This is a genomic window from Streptomyces sp. NPDC057137, assembly GCF_042670825.1.
In the GTDB taxonomy this organism is placed as follows: domain Bacteria; phylum Actinomycetota; class Actinomycetes; order Streptomycetales; family Streptomycetaceae; genus Streptomyces.
This window is the reverse complement of record NZ_JBHUUW010000018.1, coordinates 94,405-113,961: the sequence shown is the minus strand read 5'-3', so window position 1 is coordinate 113,961 and position 19,557 is coordinate 94,405. Positions and strand designations below refer to the sequence as shown.

The window sequence follows — 19,557 nt, the reverse complement described above, 5'->3', positions numbered from 1 at the left end:
GTACCTTCCGCTGTGCCTAGTCGATGACTGGCGGTACGGCACCACGGCGCCGCACCGTCCGCGTTTCTTCCTCGTCCGTCCGGTTCTCCGGACGTGGCTGTCCGGGACGCTCCTGCTCCTCGTCGTCGGACTGACGACCACGTCGGCCACCGGTCAGTCCTGAGCCGCCGGTTGTGAACCCGCCGGCGCCGCCCCGGGAGGACGTACCACCGTTCCGTGGAGTGCCTACAACACCGTTGGAGCTGGGCATACCCCGCCCCGTGGGCCGTGCAGCACCCTGTGCGGGCTTGTTTCCCACGACACCGGACTGGCTGGGTCGCGCGGCCGACGACGATCGGCCCGGCGTCGTACTACCCGCGCCACCGATGACATTCCCCCGGGGAATACGTGACCCGGAGGATCCGGTGCCGCCGCCGGAAGTGCGCTGTGGCGTGCCTCCTACGATGCCGTTGGTACGGCCCGTACGCGGCCCGGAGGAGGAGCCCGAACCGGACCGCCCACCCATCGGCTGCCCCCCGGTGTTCGGTCGGCCGGCCATGGGACTCCGGGTGGCATTCGTGCCACCGCCACGTCCCGCGCCGGGACCCATGGGTGTCGTCGGCCTGCCGACCGGACCCCTGCCCGACTGGGAACCCGAGCTAGTGCCGCCGTTCATCGGGGTCGGGCGTCCTACGGGGCCGGGACGGCCGCCGCCGCCCGTACCCGTTCTCGCGTTGGAGACCGGCCCTGGGCCTCCGCCCCTCGGCGTGAGCGGCGGGCCGGAACGGGGACCGCCGCCGCGTACGGGAGGGCTGAAATTGGGCCCCAACGGCGGGACATGGCTGTTTCCTGAGCTTGGTCCGGTAGTCACCGTGGGAGGCTGCGCGGGACCGGGACTCGTCGGGGTGGGGGGCAGCGTCTTGACGCTGTCGATCTCCATCGACGTGTTCGGGGTCGGATCCTGTGTGACCAAACCGTCGGTACCAGTACGGGCGACGCCGCCCGTGCCGCCGGCGTCTGTGCGTACAGCGCTCGACTGCTGTGGCGACGAGCCCAGCGCGTCCGTGCTGCCGGAGTCTCTCGAACCGAATCCGTTGTCCCACTCGCCCTGTCTCGGCTCCGGCACCGCCGTCCCCAGCATCTTCGGCAGCACCGGCTCCTTCACCCCGGCCAGCGACTGCTCCGACACCGCGTAGAACGACGCCAGGCGGTTCATCTGGTTGATGCCCTCCTGGCGGTTCTCCTCCGCCTGCACAGCCCGCTTGTACTCCGGGTTGTCGTCCTGCTGTTCCGAGACCGGGAAGTCCTTGGGACGCCTGCGGTCCGCCCGGTTGTCGCGGGGCGGTTTGGCGCTGCGGACCGATGTGAGACCGGTTGCCGCGACGGTCATCTGGGTGCCGACGACGTTCGCGAACGTGCCCAGATCCCACGCGTACCCCGCCAATGCGGTGCCGTACCGCTCGAACTCGGTGGCTGCGTCTCCGTGCCACACCGTGCCCTTCACGAAGGCACTCAACTCCTGCGCGGCGGCGTTGAGGCTCTCCTTGGCCTTGGCGAGGTTGCGACCGGCGTTCTCCAGATCCGAGGGTTTCGCACCGTCCAGCAGGTCGAGCATGTCGTTGAGGTCTCGCTCTTCGAAGCTCGTCCTGGAGAAGAACCCTCCGAAATTGCCGAAGCCGATCCGGTCCAGTTGCGACGCCGCGCGCTCCACGGCATCGGTCACGCCGAACTCCGCCTGGATCTCGGCAGCCTCTTCGTTCTGTTGCTGCTCTTGGGGGGGAAGCGGCGGTTTCTTTTCGTCACTCATGTCTCATCACCCCAAGTCCTTCGTGCCGCCGGTGGCGTCCTGACGCGGCGCCTCGGGCACCCCGCTCTTGTCCTGCACCTGCTGCTGCTTCTGATCGGCGCGCTGCTCGTCCAGGCGTGTCTGGATGGTGTGGAAGCGGTACCGCAGGTCGTCCTCAAGGTTGTTGTAGCCGATGTCGGCGGCGTGAACTCCGATGCTCAGCAGCTCTATCTGCTCCCCGAGGGACTTCGACAGGGAGATGAGCGACGTGTGAACCCGGTCGTACTGCTTCGAGAAGCCCTCGGCCTCGTCGAACTTGCCGGGGCCGCTGAACGACGACCGCGGCACGCTCTGCGCCGCGATCTCTCCCTTGCCGGCCGCGCCGCCCTCGAACTCCGAGAGCAGAGAGTTGATCTGACTCTGGAACTTCTTCAACGCGCCTACACCGCGCTCAAGATCACTCGCCATCGGAGCCCCCGCTCACGCCACCCACCGACTCAGGCACGATGCCCGTTCCTCCCCGTTTGCTTCTGTCCTACGTCACGATCACACGTCACGATCACAGCGGACCGGTCTTCCCCGTTCAATCGGTGATCGCTCGTAACCACTCTAACTACTCGGTCGTACACCTCTAAGTGGGTTACCCGTCACGTGACTTGACTGTGGCAACAGCACCCTCAACCGCCACCGTTCTTCACCGACTCGCCCCAACCCGCCGCGCCCGGCGACGTGAGTCGCGCAGAGCGACCGAACCGCCCGTGATCGCCGCCACCAGGACGGCGCCCCCGACAAGGACGTACGTCGCGAGGCGGGAGTTCCGTTCCTCGGCGGTTTCGCCGAGGTGGACCTCGGCCGGGGTCGGCGCTTCGGCCCGGGTCACTCCTTCGTGTGCCACCGGCTTCTCGACGGGCTTGTCATCCTCGGTCAGCGCGCGGACGGGGTCCACCACGCCCCAGCCGACGAGGCGGTCGCGGCCCGAGGTCGAGCGCTCCGCCGTCTGCTGGATCTGGGCGACGATCTGCTCCTGTGTCCACTTCTCGTGCTTGCTCTTGATCAGAGCGGCGATTCCGGCGACGTACGGGGCGGAGAAGCTGGTGCCGTTGTCGGCGCAGTGGCCGCCCCCGGGGACGGTGGTGACCATGTCGACCCCCGGCGCCGCGATGCCCACGAAGTCGCCCGGCTGGGAGAACGAGGCCCGTTCGTTGTTGCGGTCGGACGCCGCCACGGCGAGGACTCCCTCGTACGAGGCGGGGTACGTCTTCTTGTCCTTGCCGTCCAGGCCGTCGTTGCCCGCCGAGGCGACGACCACGACGTCCGCCGCGAGGGCGGCGTCCACGGCCTGCTTCAACACCGCCGTGGGCTCTACTGCGTTCGCCGTGTCCTGGGAGATGTTGATGACGTCGGCCTTCTCGCGGACCGCGTGGTCGATGGCGGTGGCGAGCGTCTCGGCGGTGCCGTTGCCGTACGCGTCGTTCTGCTGGATCGGAATGATCACGGCGTCGGGCGCGAGACCGACGAAGCCGGTCCCGTCGCCGGGGCGCGCGGCGATGATGCCGGCGACCTTGGTGCCGTGGCCGACGACGTCGGTGGTGCCGTTCGTCTTGCCGCGGTCGAGCTTGTTCCCGTTGTCGTCCTTGGCGTTCGCGGGAATCAGATTACGGCCGCTGCCGACGTCCACCGCCTTGGTCAGTTGAGGGTTCTCGATGTCGACGCCGGTGTCGATGACGGCGACCCGCACGTTCTTGCCGGTCGACTGCTTCCACAGTTCGTCCATCAGCACGCGCTGCAAGGACCACGGCCGGCCTGCGTACTTCTCCCCGGGGAAGTCGCACTGGCCCGTGTCCGCCGTCGCGGTGGGCGCCGACAGAGTCACGAGCGAGAGCGCGGCGGTGGCCAGGACCGTCGTCGCGGCGGCCAACCTGCGGTACGTGGATGGGGAGTTGGGCGTGCGTGTACGCGTGTGAATGTGGGTGTACGTCATGGCTGCCCCGCCCCTCACGAACCCTGCGGCTGGCCCGCGGCGCTGGTCGACAGTCGCGGCCCCGTCGGCAGGAACGAGGACCAGGCCGCGGGCACGGGCGCCGCGTCCACGTTCTGGTAGCCGAGCCTGTTCTGCGCCTTCTGCACCTCGTTCTGGCTGTCCTGCTTGTCCTTCTCCGAGCCGGACTCGCCGATTCCCGAGTCCTCCGTCGCGTTGTCGCCGTTGGACTGCATCGCGTACCGCAGCCCGGTGTCCGTCACCAGGAAGAGAAAGCCGGACTTGGTCGTACCGCCCGTGAACTGACGGAACAGCTGGCCCGATCCGGGGGTGACGTACGCGCTCGTTGCCCCCGTCGCCAGCGTCGCCGGGAAGCCGGTGCCGGCCCAGGTGGTGAGCGTGGTGTCACCGCTGTCCGGGTCCACCTCGCCGAGCACGTTGCAGACGGTGTTACGGCTTCCCTCCGACGTGCTCGCGGAGTTGACGGCGTCGGGGCTGTCCTCCGGCCAGTCCTTGTCCTGCCCGAACGGCTCGCCGGGCCGGAAGGTCGCGGCGCTCACGGACGTGGCCTCGCCGTTCTGGCCCACGTCGATCAGATCGGGGCCGTTGAGCAGGAGTTTCGCGGTGAAGTCGGAGATCGGGGCGACCCGTCCTTCGAGTACGACGTACAGCTGGTCCTTCGTCCCGTCCGCCGCGGTGAGAATGGTGCCGATCTTGTCGAGCGCGGGTTTCAGATCGCCCCCGACGCCCGCGTCGACGCCGGGAGTTCCGTCGATCTCAGGGAAGTCGACGGGGTCGCCCTCGTGCAGCGTCTCCAGCCACGCGGCGGAGACGCGCTGGGGTTCACGCGTGTCCCCGACGAGGACCTGGAGCAACACCTTGTCCTCCGCGTCGACGGCGTACGCCTTGCCGGTCCGGTCCACGATGTAGCGGGTCTCGTCGGGCCCCTCCACGTACATCAGCTCGCCGCCGGTGAGCTGGTTCGCGCCCTCGGTCTTCTTCTGCTCGCGCTCCGCGAAGACGAACGCCGCCTTCTCGATGGCCTGGCCGCCCTCGCCGGGGCGCTCGCAGACCGCCCAGCGCTTGGCGGCGCCGGCCTCCTTGGCGTCGGGCAGCCGGTCAGGGGCGTAGGGGATGCCGAGGGTGGCGCCGTGCGGGATCTTGCCGTTGTCCAGCACGGACTCGTCGACGTTGATGACCTTGCCCTTGTCCGGGTTCAGCAGGAGCTTGGCCGACGACATGTTCAGGACGGGGTGGAGCTGGATCTTCTTGCCGGTCTTCAACACCACGTAACGGGTGGTGGACTTGCTGGCGATGATGACGTTCTCACCAGGCGTGTTCCACTGCTTGGGCGCCACCGGCTTGAACATCCCCCAGGCGCCGAAGATCGCCAGGATGACCACGGCGACGATCATCCCGGGCACCACCCCGCGCAGCGGGCGGGGCGCGCCTTCCTCGGAGCCGGTCGAGTTCGGCTGCACGAACTGCGCGATGAGCCTTCGCTTCGCGAAGGTGTAGGCGTTGAGTTCGTCCCGTCGTGATGCCATCTGTCCGCTGTCCCTCTCCCCCACTGCGCGGTCGGCTCCCTCTCCTCTCGGAGAGGGCTACCGTCGTTCCGGCCCCCTACTATGCATGCTGGCGATCACGCCTCACTGCTCAGGTAGGGTGATCGCCCGGTCAACGGCCCACGGGGAAACGGCCATTACGGACAGAGGGGGCAACGCGGGGATGGGTACGGCGACGCGCGCACGCGATGGGCGGACTTCCGGACAGGCCCCCGGCCCTTCCCGATCTTCCCGGCGGCAACGCCGCAACGCCCCCGGCACCGGGCCCGTGCCCCCACCGGCCACCACGGCGCCACGTGCCCCGGCCACGACCACCCTGCGGGCACTCTCCCGCACCAGCCACGTCGGCCCTTTCCAGCTAAGGCAGTTGGTGCTCGTCGAGCTGGCGCTCGCGCTGGCCGCCGTCGGTGCCGTGCTCGGCGGGTTGTGGCTGGTCCCCACGATCGCCGTCGCCTGTGTGCTGGTCGTCTTCGCCGTCCTGCGGCGCCGCGGCCACGCCGTCCAGGACTGGCTCTCGACCGTCCTCTCCCTCCGTGCGCGCGAGCGGGCCGCCGAGCCCGCCTCCGTGGACACCGATCCTTCGCTGGCCCCGGTCACGGAGAGCGTCCCGGCGTTGCGCCCGTACACGTACGTCGACCGGGACCGCCGCACGGTCGGGATGCTCGGCGACGGAAGCTTCCTCACCGCGGTCGTACGGGTCGAGGCGAGCGGGTCCGCCCTGCGGCCCGCCTTCGGCGCGCGGGCGCTGCCGCTCTCGCTCCTGGGCGGCGCGCTGGAGGTCGACGACATCAAGCTGGAATCGGTTCAGTTGGTGCAGCAGGTGCGTTCGGCGCCCGCGCCGCATCTGCCCCCGCAGTCGGTGGCCCGGCTCTCGTACATCCCTCTTCAGGAGAAGACCGGCGCCCCGGCGCTGCGGCTGACGTGGGTGGCGGTAAAGCTCGATCCCGAGCTGTGCAAGGAGGCGGTGGACGCGCGCGGGGGCGGCGTCGAGGGCGCCCAGCGTTGCCTCGTACGGGTGGCGGACCACGTGGCGAGCCGCATCACCGGAGCGGGCTTCCGCGCCGTCGTCCTGGACCAGGAGGAGCTGAACTCCACCATCGCGACGTCGGCCTGCGCCAGCCCCGCACAGGCCGCCCTCGCCGCCCGCCCCGACGTCGCCCCGACGCGGCGCACGGCCGAGACGCCGCGCGTCTGGCGGTGCGACGACCGGTGGCACACGACGTACGCGGTGGGCCGCTGGCCCGAGTTGGGGCGCGGGGCCGCCCCGTTGCCCAAACTGGTGTCGCTGCTCACCGCCACCCCGGCGTACGCGACGACCTTCAGCCTCACCCTGCGGCGCGGCGCGCACCTGGGCGCCATGACGGTGAACGGCCATGTACGGATCACCGGTGGCAGCGACACCGAACTGGTCGGCGTGCGGCGGCTGTTGGAGCAGGCCGCGCGGTCGGCCAAGGTGGGACTCGTACGCCTCGACCGTGAACAGCTGCCCGGAGCCCTGGCCACACTTCCTTTGGGAGGCGCCCGATGAACGGGCTGCGTACGCTGCTCAGCCCGCGGCACGCGGGTCACACCATGCCCGCCGACGAACTCGGCGCGCTCTCCCTGCCGGTCGGCGACGACGGCGTGGTCATCGGTGACGACGCGGAGGGGCACCCCCAGATGGTGGGGTTCCACCGCTCGGCGCCGTACGACGTCCTGCTGATCGGCGGCCTCTGGACGGCGCAGGTGATCGCGCTGCGCGCGGCGGGCACCGGAGCACGTGTGGTGGTCGAGACGGGGCGCGCCCAGGCGTGGACGCTGCTGGCGCAGGCCGCCGGCGCGGGGCTGGAGTGCATCACCCTCCACGACGTGGGGCGGGTGCCGCCGCAGGGAGCGACGGTGGGCAGCCCCGTGGTGGTCGTACGGGACGCGGGCATGCGACCGCCCCGTGGCCGTGTGGTGTCGGGACCGTGGCAGTCGGTGCTGACGTTGCTGCCGTATCTGAGCCCCGTGGCGCCCCGGTTGATGCGGAATTCGACATTGGTGGGCATTCAGCGGGTGTCGCCGCGCGAGGCGGAGCAGATCGGCCGGATCCTCGGGCTGTCGTCCGCCGAGAGTGGAGCGCTGCCGACGCTGGCTGACGGCGTCACCCTCTGGTGTGCCGGGCGCGAGCGTCACTGGGTGATGACGAGCCCCACGGACGCGGAGTCGGGACTGCTGGGCACGGCCCGCAGGATGGACTGAGCCGCCCCGTACGGGGCGGGGTCCCCGGCAGGAGTGACAGGACGGGAATCGCCGGACCGGACGTGCCGGGCGGATCTAGGATCCGTGGGAGCGCACGCCGGTGGGTTGTTTGTGTCCGCTCGTGCGTGGAGATCGTTCAACTCAGCCGCTGTGGAAGGGAAGGCCTGACCGATGGGGACCGCACAGGAGAAGGACGAGCTGTACGCCCTCGACATCTCTGGTGTCGAGTGGCTCAGCGCCCCGGGCACGAGCGAGGACGAGGAGCGGGTCGAGATCGCGCATCTGCCCGGCGGGGCGGTGGCGATGCGGTCGTCCGTGGATCCCGACACCGTGCTGCGGTACACCGAGGCGGAGTGGCAGGCGTTCGTACTGGGCGCGCGCGACGGGGAATTCGACATTCGGTAGAGGTGCGCGCCACAGACCTGGTGCGTAAGCCTGGACCGGAGGACTACGCCGCCTCCTTAGGAAGAGACCCGACGGAGACGGCGGAAGCGGCGGAAGCGGCGGAACCTTCCCGGTCCGGGCGCTCCACGGACATGACCGCCCGGACCGGACCACCTTCCGGACGCCGATACCGGATTGTTGGGTCGTGCCCGGAGGCGGAGCGAACGGGCGGGCATTCATGCGTTGTTGTCATGATTCACCCCACCCTCTTCCCGGCCGTGTGCCGTGCCCGAATCACCCGGCGGCAAGGGGTGGCGTACGTGGCGGCGGATGACGGGCGGGCGGGCCTGCCGGAGTGGGCTTGTGGACGATTAGGGTGGGTCAGGGCGCGCGAGAACCCGTAAGCACGTCGGGAGCGTCCCAAGGGGTAGAGCCGGGCTGATCGACTGACAGCGGTCGCCCCCACCCAACACGGCACAAGGGTGCTCGACCACACCAGGAGGCAAAGTGAACGGCGATCGGGACGAGATCCGTGGGGATTGGAACAACACTCCCGTCGATGATCAGTCCGACGCGGAGCCCGCCGAGATGACGGGTGAGTTCACCATCGACTACACCCCGCCGGCCTGGTACACGCAGAACGCCGCCGGGGACGCCTCCGACGGCGCGGGACAGAGTTCCACCCCTCCGCCGCCGCCTCCGAACGGGGCTCCGGTGGCCGTACCGGGGCTGCCCGCGGGAAGTGGGTACGAGCCGAACTGGCCGCACCGGCAGCCTCCGCCGCCGATCCCCGCGCAGAGCGCGCCCCTGTCGCCGTCCATCGATCCGGTACTGCCTTCGGCGCCGCCGGTGGCGCCCTCTCCCGCCGTCTCTCCGACTGCCGACGCCGCCGCGTCGGAGCCGTTCGCGCAGCCTTTCGGTGCCGGTGATCTGGAGAGCGGGGCGACCATGCGCTTCTCCCCCGCCGCGCTGAAGCGCGAGATGGCGGAGATCGACGCCGCCAAGCAGGCGGCGGAGGCCGCTGAGAACAACTCCGATGCCGATGCCGATACCGATGTCGACGGGGCCGGCGCGGCTGCCGGAGCCGGCGGGGCTGCCGATGGTGCTTCTGCCGGGTCCGCGGCTGAGGGCGAGCGGGACGGGGCGGGTGCTGGTGCTGATCTCGACCGTGACCGTGACCTCGACTACGACCGCGATCTCGGTCCCGGTCGCGGTCGCGGTGAGGGAGATGACGCGGACGACAAGGGCGAGGCCCGGGGCGGCGACGACGCGGACGGAGACGGGGCCGGGAGCCACCTGGCCGGGTCTGCCGAGTCCGATGTCGACGAGCCTCTGGGGGGCCTGGCCTCGTCGACCCACTCCGACTCCGACTCCAGCGCCGACTCCCTGGGCGAGGCCGACTCCGGGGAACCCGCCGTAGCCGGCGCGGACATCACGGATCTTCCGGACGACTTCCGGGGCCGCCCCGCCGAGCCGACGGACGCGGTCGACGAATCGGCCGACGCTCCGCCCACGGACGAGCCCTCCGACGCCGCTCCCCCGCTGAACGCTCCGGCGACCCCGCCCGCGCCCGCGCCGCCGTGGTCCCCGTCCCCCGCCGGTCCGGACTCCGGACTGCCCCCGCTGCCGCCCGCCTTCCAGCCGGCCGCACCGGCGCCCGCGCCGCAGTGGCCCGCCGAGCGCTCCTCGACGCCTCAGTCGCCGTCCGTGTCGCAGGCCCAGCAGCAGTCGCAGCCGCCCGCGATCTCGCCGTCCCACGCGCCCGCGCAGCAGCAGCACCAGTTGCCCCCGGCCGCGCCGGTGCAGCCCGCCCCCTGGGCGACGCCCGCCGCACCGGCCACGCCCGCCGCGACGGCGCAGCAGAGTGGGTACGGATTCCCGCAGCCCGGACAGCCGGGGCACCAGGGACAGCCGGGCGGACCCGCGCCGCTGAACGCCGGTCCCAACGCCCCGTACGCGCAGAGCGGTTACGGCTTCCCGCAGCCCGGCCATCCCGGACAGCAGGGACAGCCAGGGCAGCCGGGGCACCAGGGCCCACAGCAGGGTTACGGGTTCCCCCAGCCGGGCCAGCCCGGCCATCCGGGGCAGCCGGGGCAGCCGGGGCACTCCGCCCAGCCCGCCCCGTACGCGCCCGTACAGCAGTCGCCGCAGGCGCCCCACGCCCCGCAGACGCCGCCCGCGCAGGCGCAGCAGCACCAGCCGCCGAACCTGCCGGCACCGGCATCGCCGACGCCCAATCTGCCCGCCCAGCAGCAACAGCCGTACCAGCAGCAGCAACACGCGCAAGGTGCCGCGCCCGGCGGTGTACCCGGTGCGCCGCCGGCGGACCCGCGCTCCGGCGCGGGCTGGCCGACGGCGATGGCGCACGACCAACGCGAGCGTTCGGTACCGGGCGCGCCGCTCGGCTACACCGCCGCCGTCGAGCTGTCCTCGGACCGCCTCCTGCGCAACAACAAGCCGAAGGCCAAGAGCAGCCGCAACCCCTCCGGCGCCTCCCGCTTCAAGATCGGGGCGAAGAAGGAGGAGGCGGAGCGGCAGCGCAAGCTCGAACTGATCCGTACGCCGGTGCTCTCCTGCTACCGCATCGCGGTCATCAGCCTCAAGGGCGGCGTCGGCAAGACGACCACCACCACCGCCCTCGGCTCCACGCTGGCCACGGAGCGGCAGGACAAGATCCTCGCGATCGACGCCAACCCCGACGCCGGCACGCTCGGCCGCCGGGTGCGCCGTGAGACCGGGGCAACGATCCGGGACCTGGTGCAGGCGATCCCGTACCTCAACTCGTACATGGACATCCGCCGGTTCACCTCGCAGGCGCCGTCCGGGCTGGAGATCATCGCCAACGACGTCGATCCGGCGGTCTCCACGACGTTCAACGACGAGGACTACCGGCGCGCGATCGAGGTACTCGGCAAGCAGTACCCGATCATCCTCACCGACTCGGGCACCGGCCTCCTCTACAGCGCGATGCGTGGAGTGCTGGACCTGGCCGACCAGTTGATCATCATCTCGACCCCGTCGGTCGACGGTGCGAGCAGCGCGTCGACGACGCTGGACTGGCTGTCGGCCCATGGATACGCGGATCTGGTGCAGCGCTCCATCACGGTCATCTCCGGCGTACGCGAGACCGGCAAGATGATCAAGGTCGACGACATCGTGCAGCATTTCCAGACGCGCTGCCGCGGCGTCGTCGTGGTGCCCTTCGACGAGCACCTGTCGGCGGGCGCCGAGGTCGACCTCGACATGATGCGGCCGAAGACCCGTGACGCGTACTTCAACCTCTCCGCGCTGATCGCCGAGGACTTCTCGCGCGCCCAGCAGCAGCAGGGGCTGTGGACGGCGGACGGCAATCCGCCGCCGCACCTCGCGCCGCCGATGCCGGGGCACCAGGGCCAGCAGCAGGGTCACCAGCCAGGACAGCCTCAGGCGCAGCCGCCGTACGGACAGCCTGGCCAGCAGGCGCCGGGCCAGCCTCCGTACGGACAGCCGCAGATGCCGGGACAGTACGGCCACGGCCAGCCCCCCGGACAGACGCCGGGCGGGGCCCCGGGGCAACCGCAGACTCCGGGCCAGCCGTACTACCCGCAGCAGCCCTATCCGCAACAGCAGGGCTGGCAGCAGTCGTTGCCCTCCCAGGCACAGTCGTCCGGCAGCCCGGCCGGGCTGCCGCCGGGCCAGTACCCCGGCCAGCAGTCGGGCGGGCACCCCGGCGCACAGCCGCAGCACCAACCGCAGCCGCCGCACCAGCAGCCTTCACAGCCGGGCCAGCCCGGACAACCCGGTCAGCCGGGACAACCAGGCCAGCCGGGACAGCCGGAGTTGCAGGGTCCGGTTCCGCCCGCCGGCTGGCCGCCGCAGGAGCCTCCGCAGGCTCCGTCAGCGCCTCAGCAGTAAGGCGACAGAGGTTTAGACCAATGAGGGTCCGCACCGTCTTCACGGTACGGACCCTCATCGCATTCCCGCAGCCCAGATGGGGTTTCGACGCCCGTTGACGTGGCCCGACCAGCGCTGATAAACCTTCGCTTCACCAGTTGGTGAGCTGGAGTCAACCCAGCTGCCGCTGTCGGACGACGCGAGCAACCGATTCACGCCGCCGCTTCGAGTGACCGCTCGAACCGGCGACGATCCCGACCACCCGCCCCCTGCCGCCCCGCTTCTCTCTTCTCCGTGTCGCCTGATTGCCTGTCTGCTTGTCTGTTGTTCTTCTCAGTTCTCAATCTCCGCTTCCATGCTTCTCTGTTTCTGATCCTGTTTCTCTGTCTCTCTGTTTCTCCGTGCGAGTGATGACGCGAGGTCACGACCCATGGTCACAAGGATTCCGCCGCGTACGACGCGGCAGCCCACCCGGCAACGCCCCCGATTCCGTCTCTTCCTGGCCTCCGGCGCCGCTGCCACTGCGATGGTGGCCGGTTCCGTGATCCCGCTGAGTCCGCTGCTGCCCGCGGCCCCGCAGGCCCAGGCGGCGCCGAACGCCCTGAACGCGCCCAAGGCCCCCAAGGCCCCGGCGGCGGTCGCGGCGGCCGACGGCAAGAAGGTCCTCACGGTCGCCGTCGACCAGAGCATCGACTCGCTGAGCCCGTTCCTGGCGCAGACCCTCGTCGCGACCAGCGTCCACCGGCTGACGTACGAGTACCTGACCAACTACGACGCCAAGGACGCCCGCACCATCCCGGGCTTCGCCACCAAGTGGGCATCCTCGCCGGACAAGTTGACGTGGACCTTCACCATCCGCGGCGACTCCAAGTGGTCCGACGGCAAGCAGGCCACCGCCGAGGACGCGGCCTGGACCTTCAACAAGATGATGACGGACCCGAACGCCGCCACGGCGAACGGCAGCTTCACATCGAACTTCAAGAAGGTCACCGCCCCCGACGCCACGAAGCTCGTCATCGAGCTCAAGAAGCCGCAGGCCACGATGACGTCGCTCGACGTGCCGATCGTGCCCAAGCACGTCTGGGAGAAGGTCGACGACTTCTCCAAGTTCAACAACGACAAGAAGTTCCCGATCGTGGGCAACGGCCCCTACGTCATTGAGGACTTCAAGGTCGACCAGTACATCCGGCTGAAGCCGAACAAGGACTTCTGGCGCGGCGCCCCGAAGTTCGACGAGCTGGTCTTCAGGTACTACAAGGACAAGGACGCCGCGGTCGCCGCCCTCCAGAAGGGCGAGGTCTCGTTCGTCTCCGGCCTGACGCCGGCCCAGGCCACCGCACTCGGCAACGCCGACAACATCAAGGTCAACGACGCCCCCGGACGCCGCTTCTTCGCGCTCGCCACCAACCCGGGCGCGAAGGCGAAGGACGGCAAGACCTTCGGCAACGGCCACAAGGCGCTGCTCGACCCGGACGTCCGCAAGGCGCTGTTCCACGCCGTCGACCGCAAGACGATCGTCGACAAGGTCTTCCAGGGCCACGCGGTGGAGGGGCAGGGCTACATCCCGCCGCGCTTCGATTCGTACTTCTGGCAGCCCTCGGGGAGCCAGACGATCGGCTACGACCCGGCGAAGGCCGCGGCGCTCCTCGACAAGGCGGGCTACAAGAAGAACGGCAGCGGCAAGCGCGTCGGCGAGGACGGCAAGCCGCTCAACTTCCGTATCCTCTGCCACGCCACCGACCCGAACGACAAGGCCGTCGGCAAGTACCTCCAGGAGTGGTGGGGCGACCTCGGCATCGGTCTCAAGGTCGAGTGCCTGGACAACGTCTCCGACCCGTGGCTCGCGGGCAACTACGACCTCGCCTTCGACGGCTGGTCGGTCAACCCGGACCCGGACTTCGTGCTGTCGATCCACACCTGCGCCGCCCTCCCCGCCACGGCCGAGGCCTCCGGCGCGACGGACAACTTCATCTGCGACAAGAAGTACGACGACCTGTATGCGAAGCAGTCGGTCGAGTACGACACCGCCAAGCGCACCGATCTCGTCAAGCAGATCCAGTCGCGTCTGTACGACACCGGGTACATGAACGTCATGGCCTACCCGAACGCCGTCGAGGCGTACCGTACGGACCAGATCAAATCCATCACGACCATGCCTGAGGCCGCGGGCAACATCTGGGGCCAGGACGGCTACTGGAGCTGGTGGTCCGCCGTACCGGCCGACGGGACCGCCGAGGCGAGTTCGGACAGCGGCTCGTCCACCGGCACGATGATCGGGATCGGCGCGGCCGTGGTGGTCGTGGTGGCACTCGGGCTCTTCTTCATGATGCGGCGCCGCTCCACCGCCGAGGACCGTGAGTAGGGCTGTGGGCAAGGCTGTGAGCACGACCGCGAGCAGGGGGTCCGGGAGGCTTCCCCGGAAAGACACCGTATGAGCACCGCAAGCACCCCCGGTGTGATGCGGGACGCCGCCGACGACCCGGTGAAGACCGGGCCGTCCGGCGGCCCCCGCACCCGCGTCACGGGACACAGGACCGACTATCTGCTGTACGTGGCGGGCAAGTTGGGCGGCGCCGCCGTCTCGCTGTTCGCCGTCCTCGTCACCAGTTTCTTCCTCTTCCGGATCATTCCCGGCGACCCGGTGAAGGCCATGACCCATGGCAAGCCGACGTCGGTGGAGCAGATGGCCACGCTGCGCAGGCAGTTCGGCCTCGATCTGCCGATGTGGCAGCAGTTCACCGAGTACTGCGCGAAGGCGTTGACGGGTGACCTGGGGACCTCGTACCAGTTCCACGCCCCGGTCGGCGAGCTGATCACCGAGAAACTGCCCGCGACGCTGCTGCTGACGGGCGTCGCCGTGCTGATCTACTCGACGCTCGGGCTGTGGCTCGGTACGCGCTCCGCGTGGCACCACGGTGGCCTCGGCGACCGGATCAACACCGGTGTGGCGCTGACGCTCTGGTCCGTGCCGTCGTTCTGGCTGGGGCTGCTGCTGATCATCGTGTTCTCGGTGGGCATCGGTCCGATTCCCGGGATGTTCCCCAGCGGCGGGATGGAGTCGGGCAACGAGACCGGCTTCGCGTACGTGCTCGACGTGGCGCACCACATGGTGCTGCCGGTGGTGACGCTGGTGGCGGTCGGCTACGCGCAGACGCTGCTGGTGATGCGGTCCTCGCTGCTGGACGAGATGGGCAGCGACTATCTGACGACGGCGCGGGCGAAGGGGCTGCGGGACGATCTCGTACGGCGCAGGCATGCCGTGCCGAACGCGATGCTGCCGACGGTCACGATGGTTTTCATCAACTTGGGCCACGTTGCCGCCGGTTCGATCCTCGTCGAGACGGTCTTCTCGTGGCCGGGCCTCGGCGGGCTGTTCTACCAAGCCCTGAGCGTGCCCGATCTGCCGGTCGTGCAGGGGCTGTTCGTGGTCTTCGCGGGAGCGATGATCCTGATGAACCTCCTGGCCGACCTGCTCTATCCGCTGCTCGATCCCCGGGTGGGCCGATGACTATCGACAAGACGCCGCCGAACCCCTCGGAGCCCGCGGAGCCCTCGAAGCCTGCGGCGGAGACGACCGAGGCTGCGGCGCGGTCCGCCTCGTCGCTCGCGTGGGCGCGCCGCCGCGGCTCCGTGTCCCGCTTCTGGCGCCAGTACCGTACGCACCGAGCCGGCCTCGTCGGTCTCGCCGGCCTCGCGGTCATCGCCCTGATCGCGATGACGTCGCCGCTGTTCATCGGCGGCGACGTGCAGAGCGTCACCGACGCGCCGGGGACGGCACTGGAGAGCCCGAGCGGTGAATTCCCGCTCGGCACGGACCAGTTCGGCCGGTCACTGCTCGGCCTGCTGATCTGGGGCGCCCGGATCTCCCTGGTCGTCGGGCTGCTCGCCGCCGCGCTGTCGGTGGCGATCGGCACCCTCGTGGGCATCGTGGCCGGACACTTCGGCGGCTGGTTCGCGACGGTGGTCATGCGGATCACCGACTGGTTCCTGGTGATGCCCGCGCTCGTACTGGCGATCGTGCTGGCGACGGTGATGTCGCGCAGTATCTGGACGGTGATCCTGGCCATCGGGGTGACCTCGTGGCCGACGACGGCGCGCCTGGTGCGCGCGCAGACCATCGCCGTCGAGTCGCGGCCGTACATCGAACGGGCCCGGGCGCTCGGCGGCGGACACAGCCACATCATGACCCGCCATGTGCTGCCCAACGTGATGCCGCTGGTTCTCGCCCAGACGACGCTCGGAATCTCCACGGCGATCCTGACGGAGGCGACGCTCGCGTTCCTCGGGCTCGGCGACCCGTCCGTCGTCTCCTGGGGCGGCATGCTCCAGGACGCCCGGGAGGCGGGCGCCGTCTCGTCGGGGCACTGGTGGTATCTGGCACCGCCCGGTATCGCGATCGCGCTTGTCGCGCTTGCTTTCACGCTCTGCGGCCGTGCGATCGAGGCCGTGCTCAACCCGAAGCTTGGGGTGTCCCGTTGACCGATACATCGAAGGAAGAGACCTCGAAGGCAGGGACCGAGAACGCGGTGACCTCGAAGCCGGCGTCGAGTCTGCTGGAGATCAAGGACCTGCGGGTCACGTACGGTACGGGGCCCTCCGCCGTCCCCGCCGTACGGGGCGTCGACCTCGTCCTCGAATCGGGCCGCAAGCTCGGCATCGCGGGCGAGTCCGGCTGCGGCAAGTCCACCCTGGCGCTCGCCCTGCTCCGGCTGCTGCCCGCCTCCGCGAAGCTGACGGGGCAGGTGCTGCTCGACGGTGAGGACGTACTCACCATGAAATGGGGCAGGCTGCGCGCCGTGCGGTGGGCGGGGGCCTCGATCGTGTTCCAAGGCGCCATGCACTCGCTCAACGCCGTGCACCGGATCGGCGACCAGATCGCCGAACCGGTGCTGCTGCACCGCGGCGCGACGCCCGCCGCCGCACGCAGGCGCACCGTGGAACTACTGGAACAGGTCGGGCTGCCGGCCTCTCGCGCCGACGCCTATCCGCACGAACTGTCCGGCGGGCAGCGGCAGCGCGTGATGATCGCGATGGCGCTGGCCTGTGATCCCCGGCTCATCGTCGCGGACGAGCCGACGACGGCGCTCGACGTGATGATCCAGGCCCAAATCCTGCGACTTATCGAGCAGTTGGTCGCCGAGCAGGACATCAGCCTGCTGATGATCAGCCACGACCTGGCGGTGCTCTCCGACACCTGCGACCGGCTCGCCGTGATGTACGCGGGCCGGATCGTCGAGGAGGGGCCGGCGAAGTCGGTGTACGACGCCGCCGAGCACCCGTACAGCCGCGCGCTCTCCGCGGCGTTCCCCCGGGTCGGGGACCTCGCCTCGCGGCGTGCCCCGCGCGGTCTGCCGGGCGACCCGCCAGATCCTTCGGCGCTGCCGTCGGGCTGTACGTTCCATCCGCGCTGCACCGTCGCGGTGGACGAGTGCGCGCGGGAGGACCAGCCGCTGCGGGACGCGGGGCCGGGCCGACGCGCGGCGTGCGTGCACGTCGGCGCGGCGGTACCGGCGCAGCTGTCGGCGACGCCCGCGGAGCAACTCCCATGACGTCCTCACGCCCCGACGGCCGCATCGTACGGGGCGGCGGCGCCAGGCGCCCGCGGACGGCACGGCCGACGTCACAGTCGGCGCCGTGCCCGCACCGTCCCGCTCTTACGGCCGCCGGGCGGCCATCCCTCAGGAGCCAGTCATGACCACCACGCCCACGCCTCTGCTCTCGGCCACGGGGCTGCACGTCACGTTCCCCGGGCGGCGCGGCGCCCCGGCGGCGCGGGCCGTCGACGGTGTCGATCTGGACATCGGCGGCGGCGAGATCGTCGCCCTGGTCGGCGAATCGGGGTGCGGCAAGACCACGCTCGCGCGGACGCTGCTCGGCCTGGTGCCGCCGACGACGGGCGGCATCACCTTCGGCGGCGTGCCTCTCGGTTACCAGTCCGCCGCCCTCAAGGCGTACCGCAAGCGCGTCCAGTTGGTGCTCCAGGACCCGAGCGGTTCGCTGAATCCACGGCACACGGTGTACGACGCGGTGGCCGAGGGCCTGCGCATCCACCGGTACAAGGGCAACGAACGTGAAGCCGTCGCCGAGGCGCTGTCCCGTGCCGGGCTGCGGCCTCCGGAGCGGTTCTTCCTGCGCTATCCGCACGAGCTGTCGGGCGGCCAGCGTCAGCGCGTCGTCATCGCGGGGGCACTGGTCCTGAAGCCCGAACTCATCGTCGCCGACGAGCCCGTGGCGTCGCTGGACGCCTCCGTACGGGGCGAGATCCTGGCGCTTCTGCTGTCGCTCCGCGACGAACTCGGCCTGTCCGCCCTGGTCGTGACGCACGACCTCGGGCTCGCCTGGAACATCGCCGACCGGGTGGCCGTGATGTATCTGGGCCGGATCGTCGAGACGGGGCCGGTCGAGCGGGTGCTGACGTCCCCTCAACACCCATATACGCAGGCGCTGTTGTCCGTCCTGCCGGAGTCGGGAGCCGAACCGGTCGTCCTGGCGGGCGAGCCGCCGGACCCGTCGCGCGTCCCGGGCGGCTGCCGCTTCCACGCAAGGTGCCAGATCCTCGCCTCGGGCGAGGCGGAACGCTCCGGTGTCGCCACCAAGTGCCGCACGGAGGCCCTGCCGATACTGACGGGCGGCGACACCACCCAGGTCGCCTGCCACTGGGCCGCGGCTGCCGCCACGGCCGGCACGGAGGGCGAAAAGGTGCTCTGAAGCCGCGCGGTTCGAGTCCCCAACTCGGGCATAAGGTGCCCGTAGTTGGGGCTTCGGCCGGTCTTGTCAGCGCGCGTCGTACGCGGCGATGAGGTCGCTCGACCGCTTCACGTCGTCGGCGATGGCTTCGAGCAGGGACTCGATGGAGTCGAACGTCCGCTGGGGCCGTACGTAGGACAGGAAGTCCACGGCGACGTGGAGCCCGTACAGGTCGAGCCCCACACGGTCGATGGCGTACGCCTCGACGGTCTGCTCGGTCCCGTTGAACTGTGGGTTCGTACCGACCGAGATCGCCGCCGGCATCCGCTCGCCGTCGGCGGTCAGCCAGCCCGCGTACACACCGTCCGCCGGGATCGCCGTGTGCGGCAGGGTCTCCACGTTGGCCGTCGGATAACCGAGCTCACGCCCGCGCTGCGCGCCGCGCACCACCACTCCCTCGACCCGGTGCGGCCTGCCCAGGATCTCGGCCGCGCCCGCGACGTCGCCCTCGGCGATCAGCCGCCGGGTCAGGGTCGACGAGAAGGGCTCGCCGCCGCCCGCCGCACCGGTCACATACAGGTCGATGACCTCGACCTCGTAGTCGTACGTCGCGCCCAGTTCGGCCAGGAAGCCGACGTTGCCGGCCGCCCGATGGCCGAAGCGGAAGTTCGGCCCCTCGATGACGGCGCTCGCGTGCAACTTGTCGACCAGCACCTTCACGATGAAGTCGGCGGGCGACAGCTTCGAGAACTCCGCCGTGAACGGCAGGACGAGCACCGCGTCCACACCCAGCCCCTCCATCAGCTCGCCCCGACGGTGGTGCGGCGCGAGCAGCGGCGGGTGGGTGCCCGGCCTGACGACCTCGCTCGGGTGCGGGTCGAACGTCACGACCACCGAGGGAACTCCCAGCTCCCGCGCCCGCTCCACGGTGCGCCCGATGATCAGCTGGTGTCCGCGGTGCACGCCGTCGTAGGAGCCGATGGTGACGACGCTGCGTCCCCAGTCCTGGGGGATGTCCTCCAAGCCGCGCCAGCGCTGCACTGTGACCGCTCTCCTCGCCCGAACCCGTGTACGTGAATGCC

The 19,557-nt window shown here is 70.3% G+C and carries 14 protein-coding genes; 9 read left to right on the top strand and 5 right to left on the bottom strand.

Annotated features, from left to right (window positions below; genetic code table 11):
• Positions 1-16: 16 nt before the first annotated feature.
• The 4 genes from ACFT9I_RS17495 to eccB all read right to left on the bottom strand — a co-directional run bounded on the left by ACFT9I_RS17495 (position 17) and on the right by eccB (position 5,290).
• On the bottom strand, positions 17-1,786 hold the full coding sequence (locus tag ACFT9I_RS17495) for a hypothetical protein (RefSeq protein ID WP_382565082.1): 1,770 nt from the start codon (positions 1,784-1,786) through the stop codon (positions 17-19).
• A gap of 6 nt (positions 1,787-1,792) precedes the next feature.
• Positions 1,793-2,233 (bottom strand): hypothetical protein, encoded by a 441-nt coding sequence (locus tag ACFT9I_RS17490; protein ID WP_382565081.1) that lies wholly within the window; start codon positions 2,231-2,233, stop codon positions 1,793-1,795.
• A 226-nt stretch (positions 2,234-2,459) separates the two neighbouring features.
• Positions 2,460-3,746, bottom strand: a complete 1,287-nt coding sequence (gene mycP / locus ACFT9I_RS17485) for a type VII secretion-associated serine protease mycosin (RefSeq protein ID WP_382565080.1) — start codon at positions 3,744-3,746, stop codon at positions 2,460-2,462.
• A gap of 14 nt (positions 3,747-3,760) precedes the next feature.
• Positions 3,761-5,290 carry a type VII secretion protein EccB gene (gene eccB / locus ACFT9I_RS17480; protein WP_382565078.1) on the bottom strand — a complete coding sequence of 510 codons (1,530 nt, stop codon included), beginning with the start codon at positions 5,288-5,290 and terminating at the stop codon, positions 3,761-3,763.
• 181 nt (positions 5,291-5,471) lie between these two features.
• On the opposite strand from eccB, the gene eccE reads away from it, so the two are divergent.
• The 9 genes from eccE (at position 5,472) to ACFT9I_RS17435 (ending at position 18,496) form a co-directional block, all read left to right on the top strand.
• On the top strand, positions 5,472-6,836 hold the full coding sequence (gene eccE / locus ACFT9I_RS17475) for a type VII secretion protein EccE (protein ID WP_382565076.1): 1,365 nt from the start codon (positions 5,472-5,474) through the stop codon (positions 6,834-6,836).
• Positions 6,833-7,531 (top strand): hypothetical protein, encoded by a 699-nt coding sequence (locus ACFT9I_RS17470; RefSeq protein ID WP_382565075.1) that lies wholly within the window; start codon positions 6,833-6,835, stop codon positions 7,529-7,531. Before eccE ends, ACFT9I_RS17470 begins: the two co-directional genes overlap by 4 nt.
• A 171-nt stretch (positions 7,532-7,702) precedes the next feature.
• Entirely contained in the window at positions 7,703-7,936 is a 234-nt protein-coding gene (locus ACFT9I_RS17465) for a DUF397 domain-containing protein (protein WP_382565074.1), read from the top strand.
• Between the two features lie 486 nt (positions 7,937-8,422).
• Complete coding sequence (locus ACFT9I_RS17460; RefSeq protein WP_382565072.1) at positions 8,423-11,809, top strand: SCO5717 family growth-regulating ATPase; 3,387 nt, start codon at positions 8,423-8,425, stop codon at positions 11,807-11,809.
• A 409-nt stretch (positions 11,810-12,218) separates the two neighbouring features.
• Positions 12,219-14,150, top strand: coding sequence for an ABC transporter substrate-binding protein (locus ACFT9I_RS17455; RefSeq protein ID WP_382565070.1), 1,932 nt, complete (start codon positions 12,219-12,221; stop codon positions 14,148-14,150).
• Between the two features lie 69 nt (positions 14,151-14,219).
• Positions 14,220-15,296: an ABC transporter permease gene (locus ACFT9I_RS17450; RefSeq protein WP_382565068.1), complete on the top strand. Its 1,077-nt coding sequence runs from the start codon at positions 14,220-14,222 to the stop codon at positions 15,294-15,296.
• Positions 15,293-16,267: an ABC transporter permease gene (locus ACFT9I_RS17445; RefSeq protein WP_382565066.1), complete on the top strand. Its 975-nt coding sequence runs from the start codon at positions 15,293-15,295 to the stop codon at positions 16,265-16,267. The genes ACFT9I_RS17450 and ACFT9I_RS17445 overlap by 4 nt, the downstream gene beginning before the upstream one ends.
• A 47-nt stretch (positions 16,268-16,314) precedes the next feature.
• The gene (locus ACFT9I_RS17440; RefSeq protein ID WP_382565132.1) at positions 16,315-17,337 is read left to right on the top strand and encodes an ABC transporter ATP-binding protein; all 1,023 of its coding nucleotides are present in this window, start codon (positions 16,315-16,317) and stop codon (positions 17,335-17,337) included.
• A gap of 142 nt (positions 17,338-17,479) precedes the next feature.
• Positions 17,480-18,496: an ABC transporter ATP-binding protein gene (locus ACFT9I_RS17435; RefSeq protein WP_382565065.1), complete on the top strand. Its 1,017-nt coding sequence runs from the start codon at positions 17,480-17,482 to the stop codon at positions 18,494-18,496.
• Positions 18,497-18,562: 66 nt separating this feature from the next.
• Here the strand turns inward: ACFT9I_RS17435 and ACFT9I_RS17430 are convergent, their stop codons facing one another.
• Entirely contained in the window at positions 18,563-19,516 is a 954-nt protein-coding gene (locus tag ACFT9I_RS17430) for a bifunctional riboflavin kinase/FAD synthetase (protein ID WP_382565064.1), read from the bottom strand.
• Positions 19,517-19,557: the final 41 nt, after the last annotated feature.

Excerpts from the sequence above, each read along its gene's own strand:
- mycP (WP_382565080.1), bottom strand. The coding sequence starts at position 3,746 with ATGACGTACACCCACATTCACACGCGTACACGCACGCCCAACTCCCCA.
- ACFT9I_RS17495 (WP_382565082.1), bottom strand. The coding sequence starts at position 1,786 with ATGAGTGACGAAAAGAAACCGCCGCTTCCCCCCCAAGAGCAGCAACAG.
- ACFT9I_RS17470 (WP_382565075.1), top strand. The coding sequence starts at position 6,833 with ATGAACGGGCTGCGTACGCTGCTCAGCCCGCGGCACGCGGGTCACACC.
- ACFT9I_RS17445 (WP_382565066.1), top strand. The coding sequence starts at position 15,293 with ATGACTATCGACAAGACGCCGCCGAACCCCTCGGAGCCCGCGGAGCCC.
- ACFT9I_RS17455 (WP_382565070.1), top strand. The coding sequence starts at position 12,219 with ATGGTCACAAGGATTCCGCCGCGTACGACGCGGCAGCCCACCCGGCAA.
- ACFT9I_RS17465 (WP_382565074.1), top strand. The coding sequence starts at position 7,703 with ATGGGGACCGCACAGGAGAAGGACGAGCTGTACGCCCTCGACATCTCT.
- ACFT9I_RS17490 (WP_382565081.1), bottom strand. The coding sequence starts at position 2,233 with ATGGCGAGTGATCTTGAGCGCGGTGTAGGCGCGTTGAAGAAGTTCCAG.
- eccE (WP_382565076.1), top strand. The coding sequence starts at position 5,472 with ATGGGTACGGCGACGCGCGCACGCGATGGGCGGACTTCCGGACAGGCC.
- ACFT9I_RS17435 (WP_382565065.1), top strand. The coding sequence starts at position 17,480 with ATGACCACCACGCCCACGCCTCTGCTCTCGGCCACGGGGCTGCACGTC.
- ACFT9I_RS17450 (WP_382565068.1), top strand. The coding sequence starts at position 14,220 with ATGAGCACCGCAAGCACCCCCGGTGTGATGCGGGACGCCGCCGACGAC.
- eccB (WP_382565078.1), bottom strand. The coding sequence starts at position 5,290 with ATGGCATCACGACGGGACGAACTCAACGCCTACACCTTCGCGAAGCGA.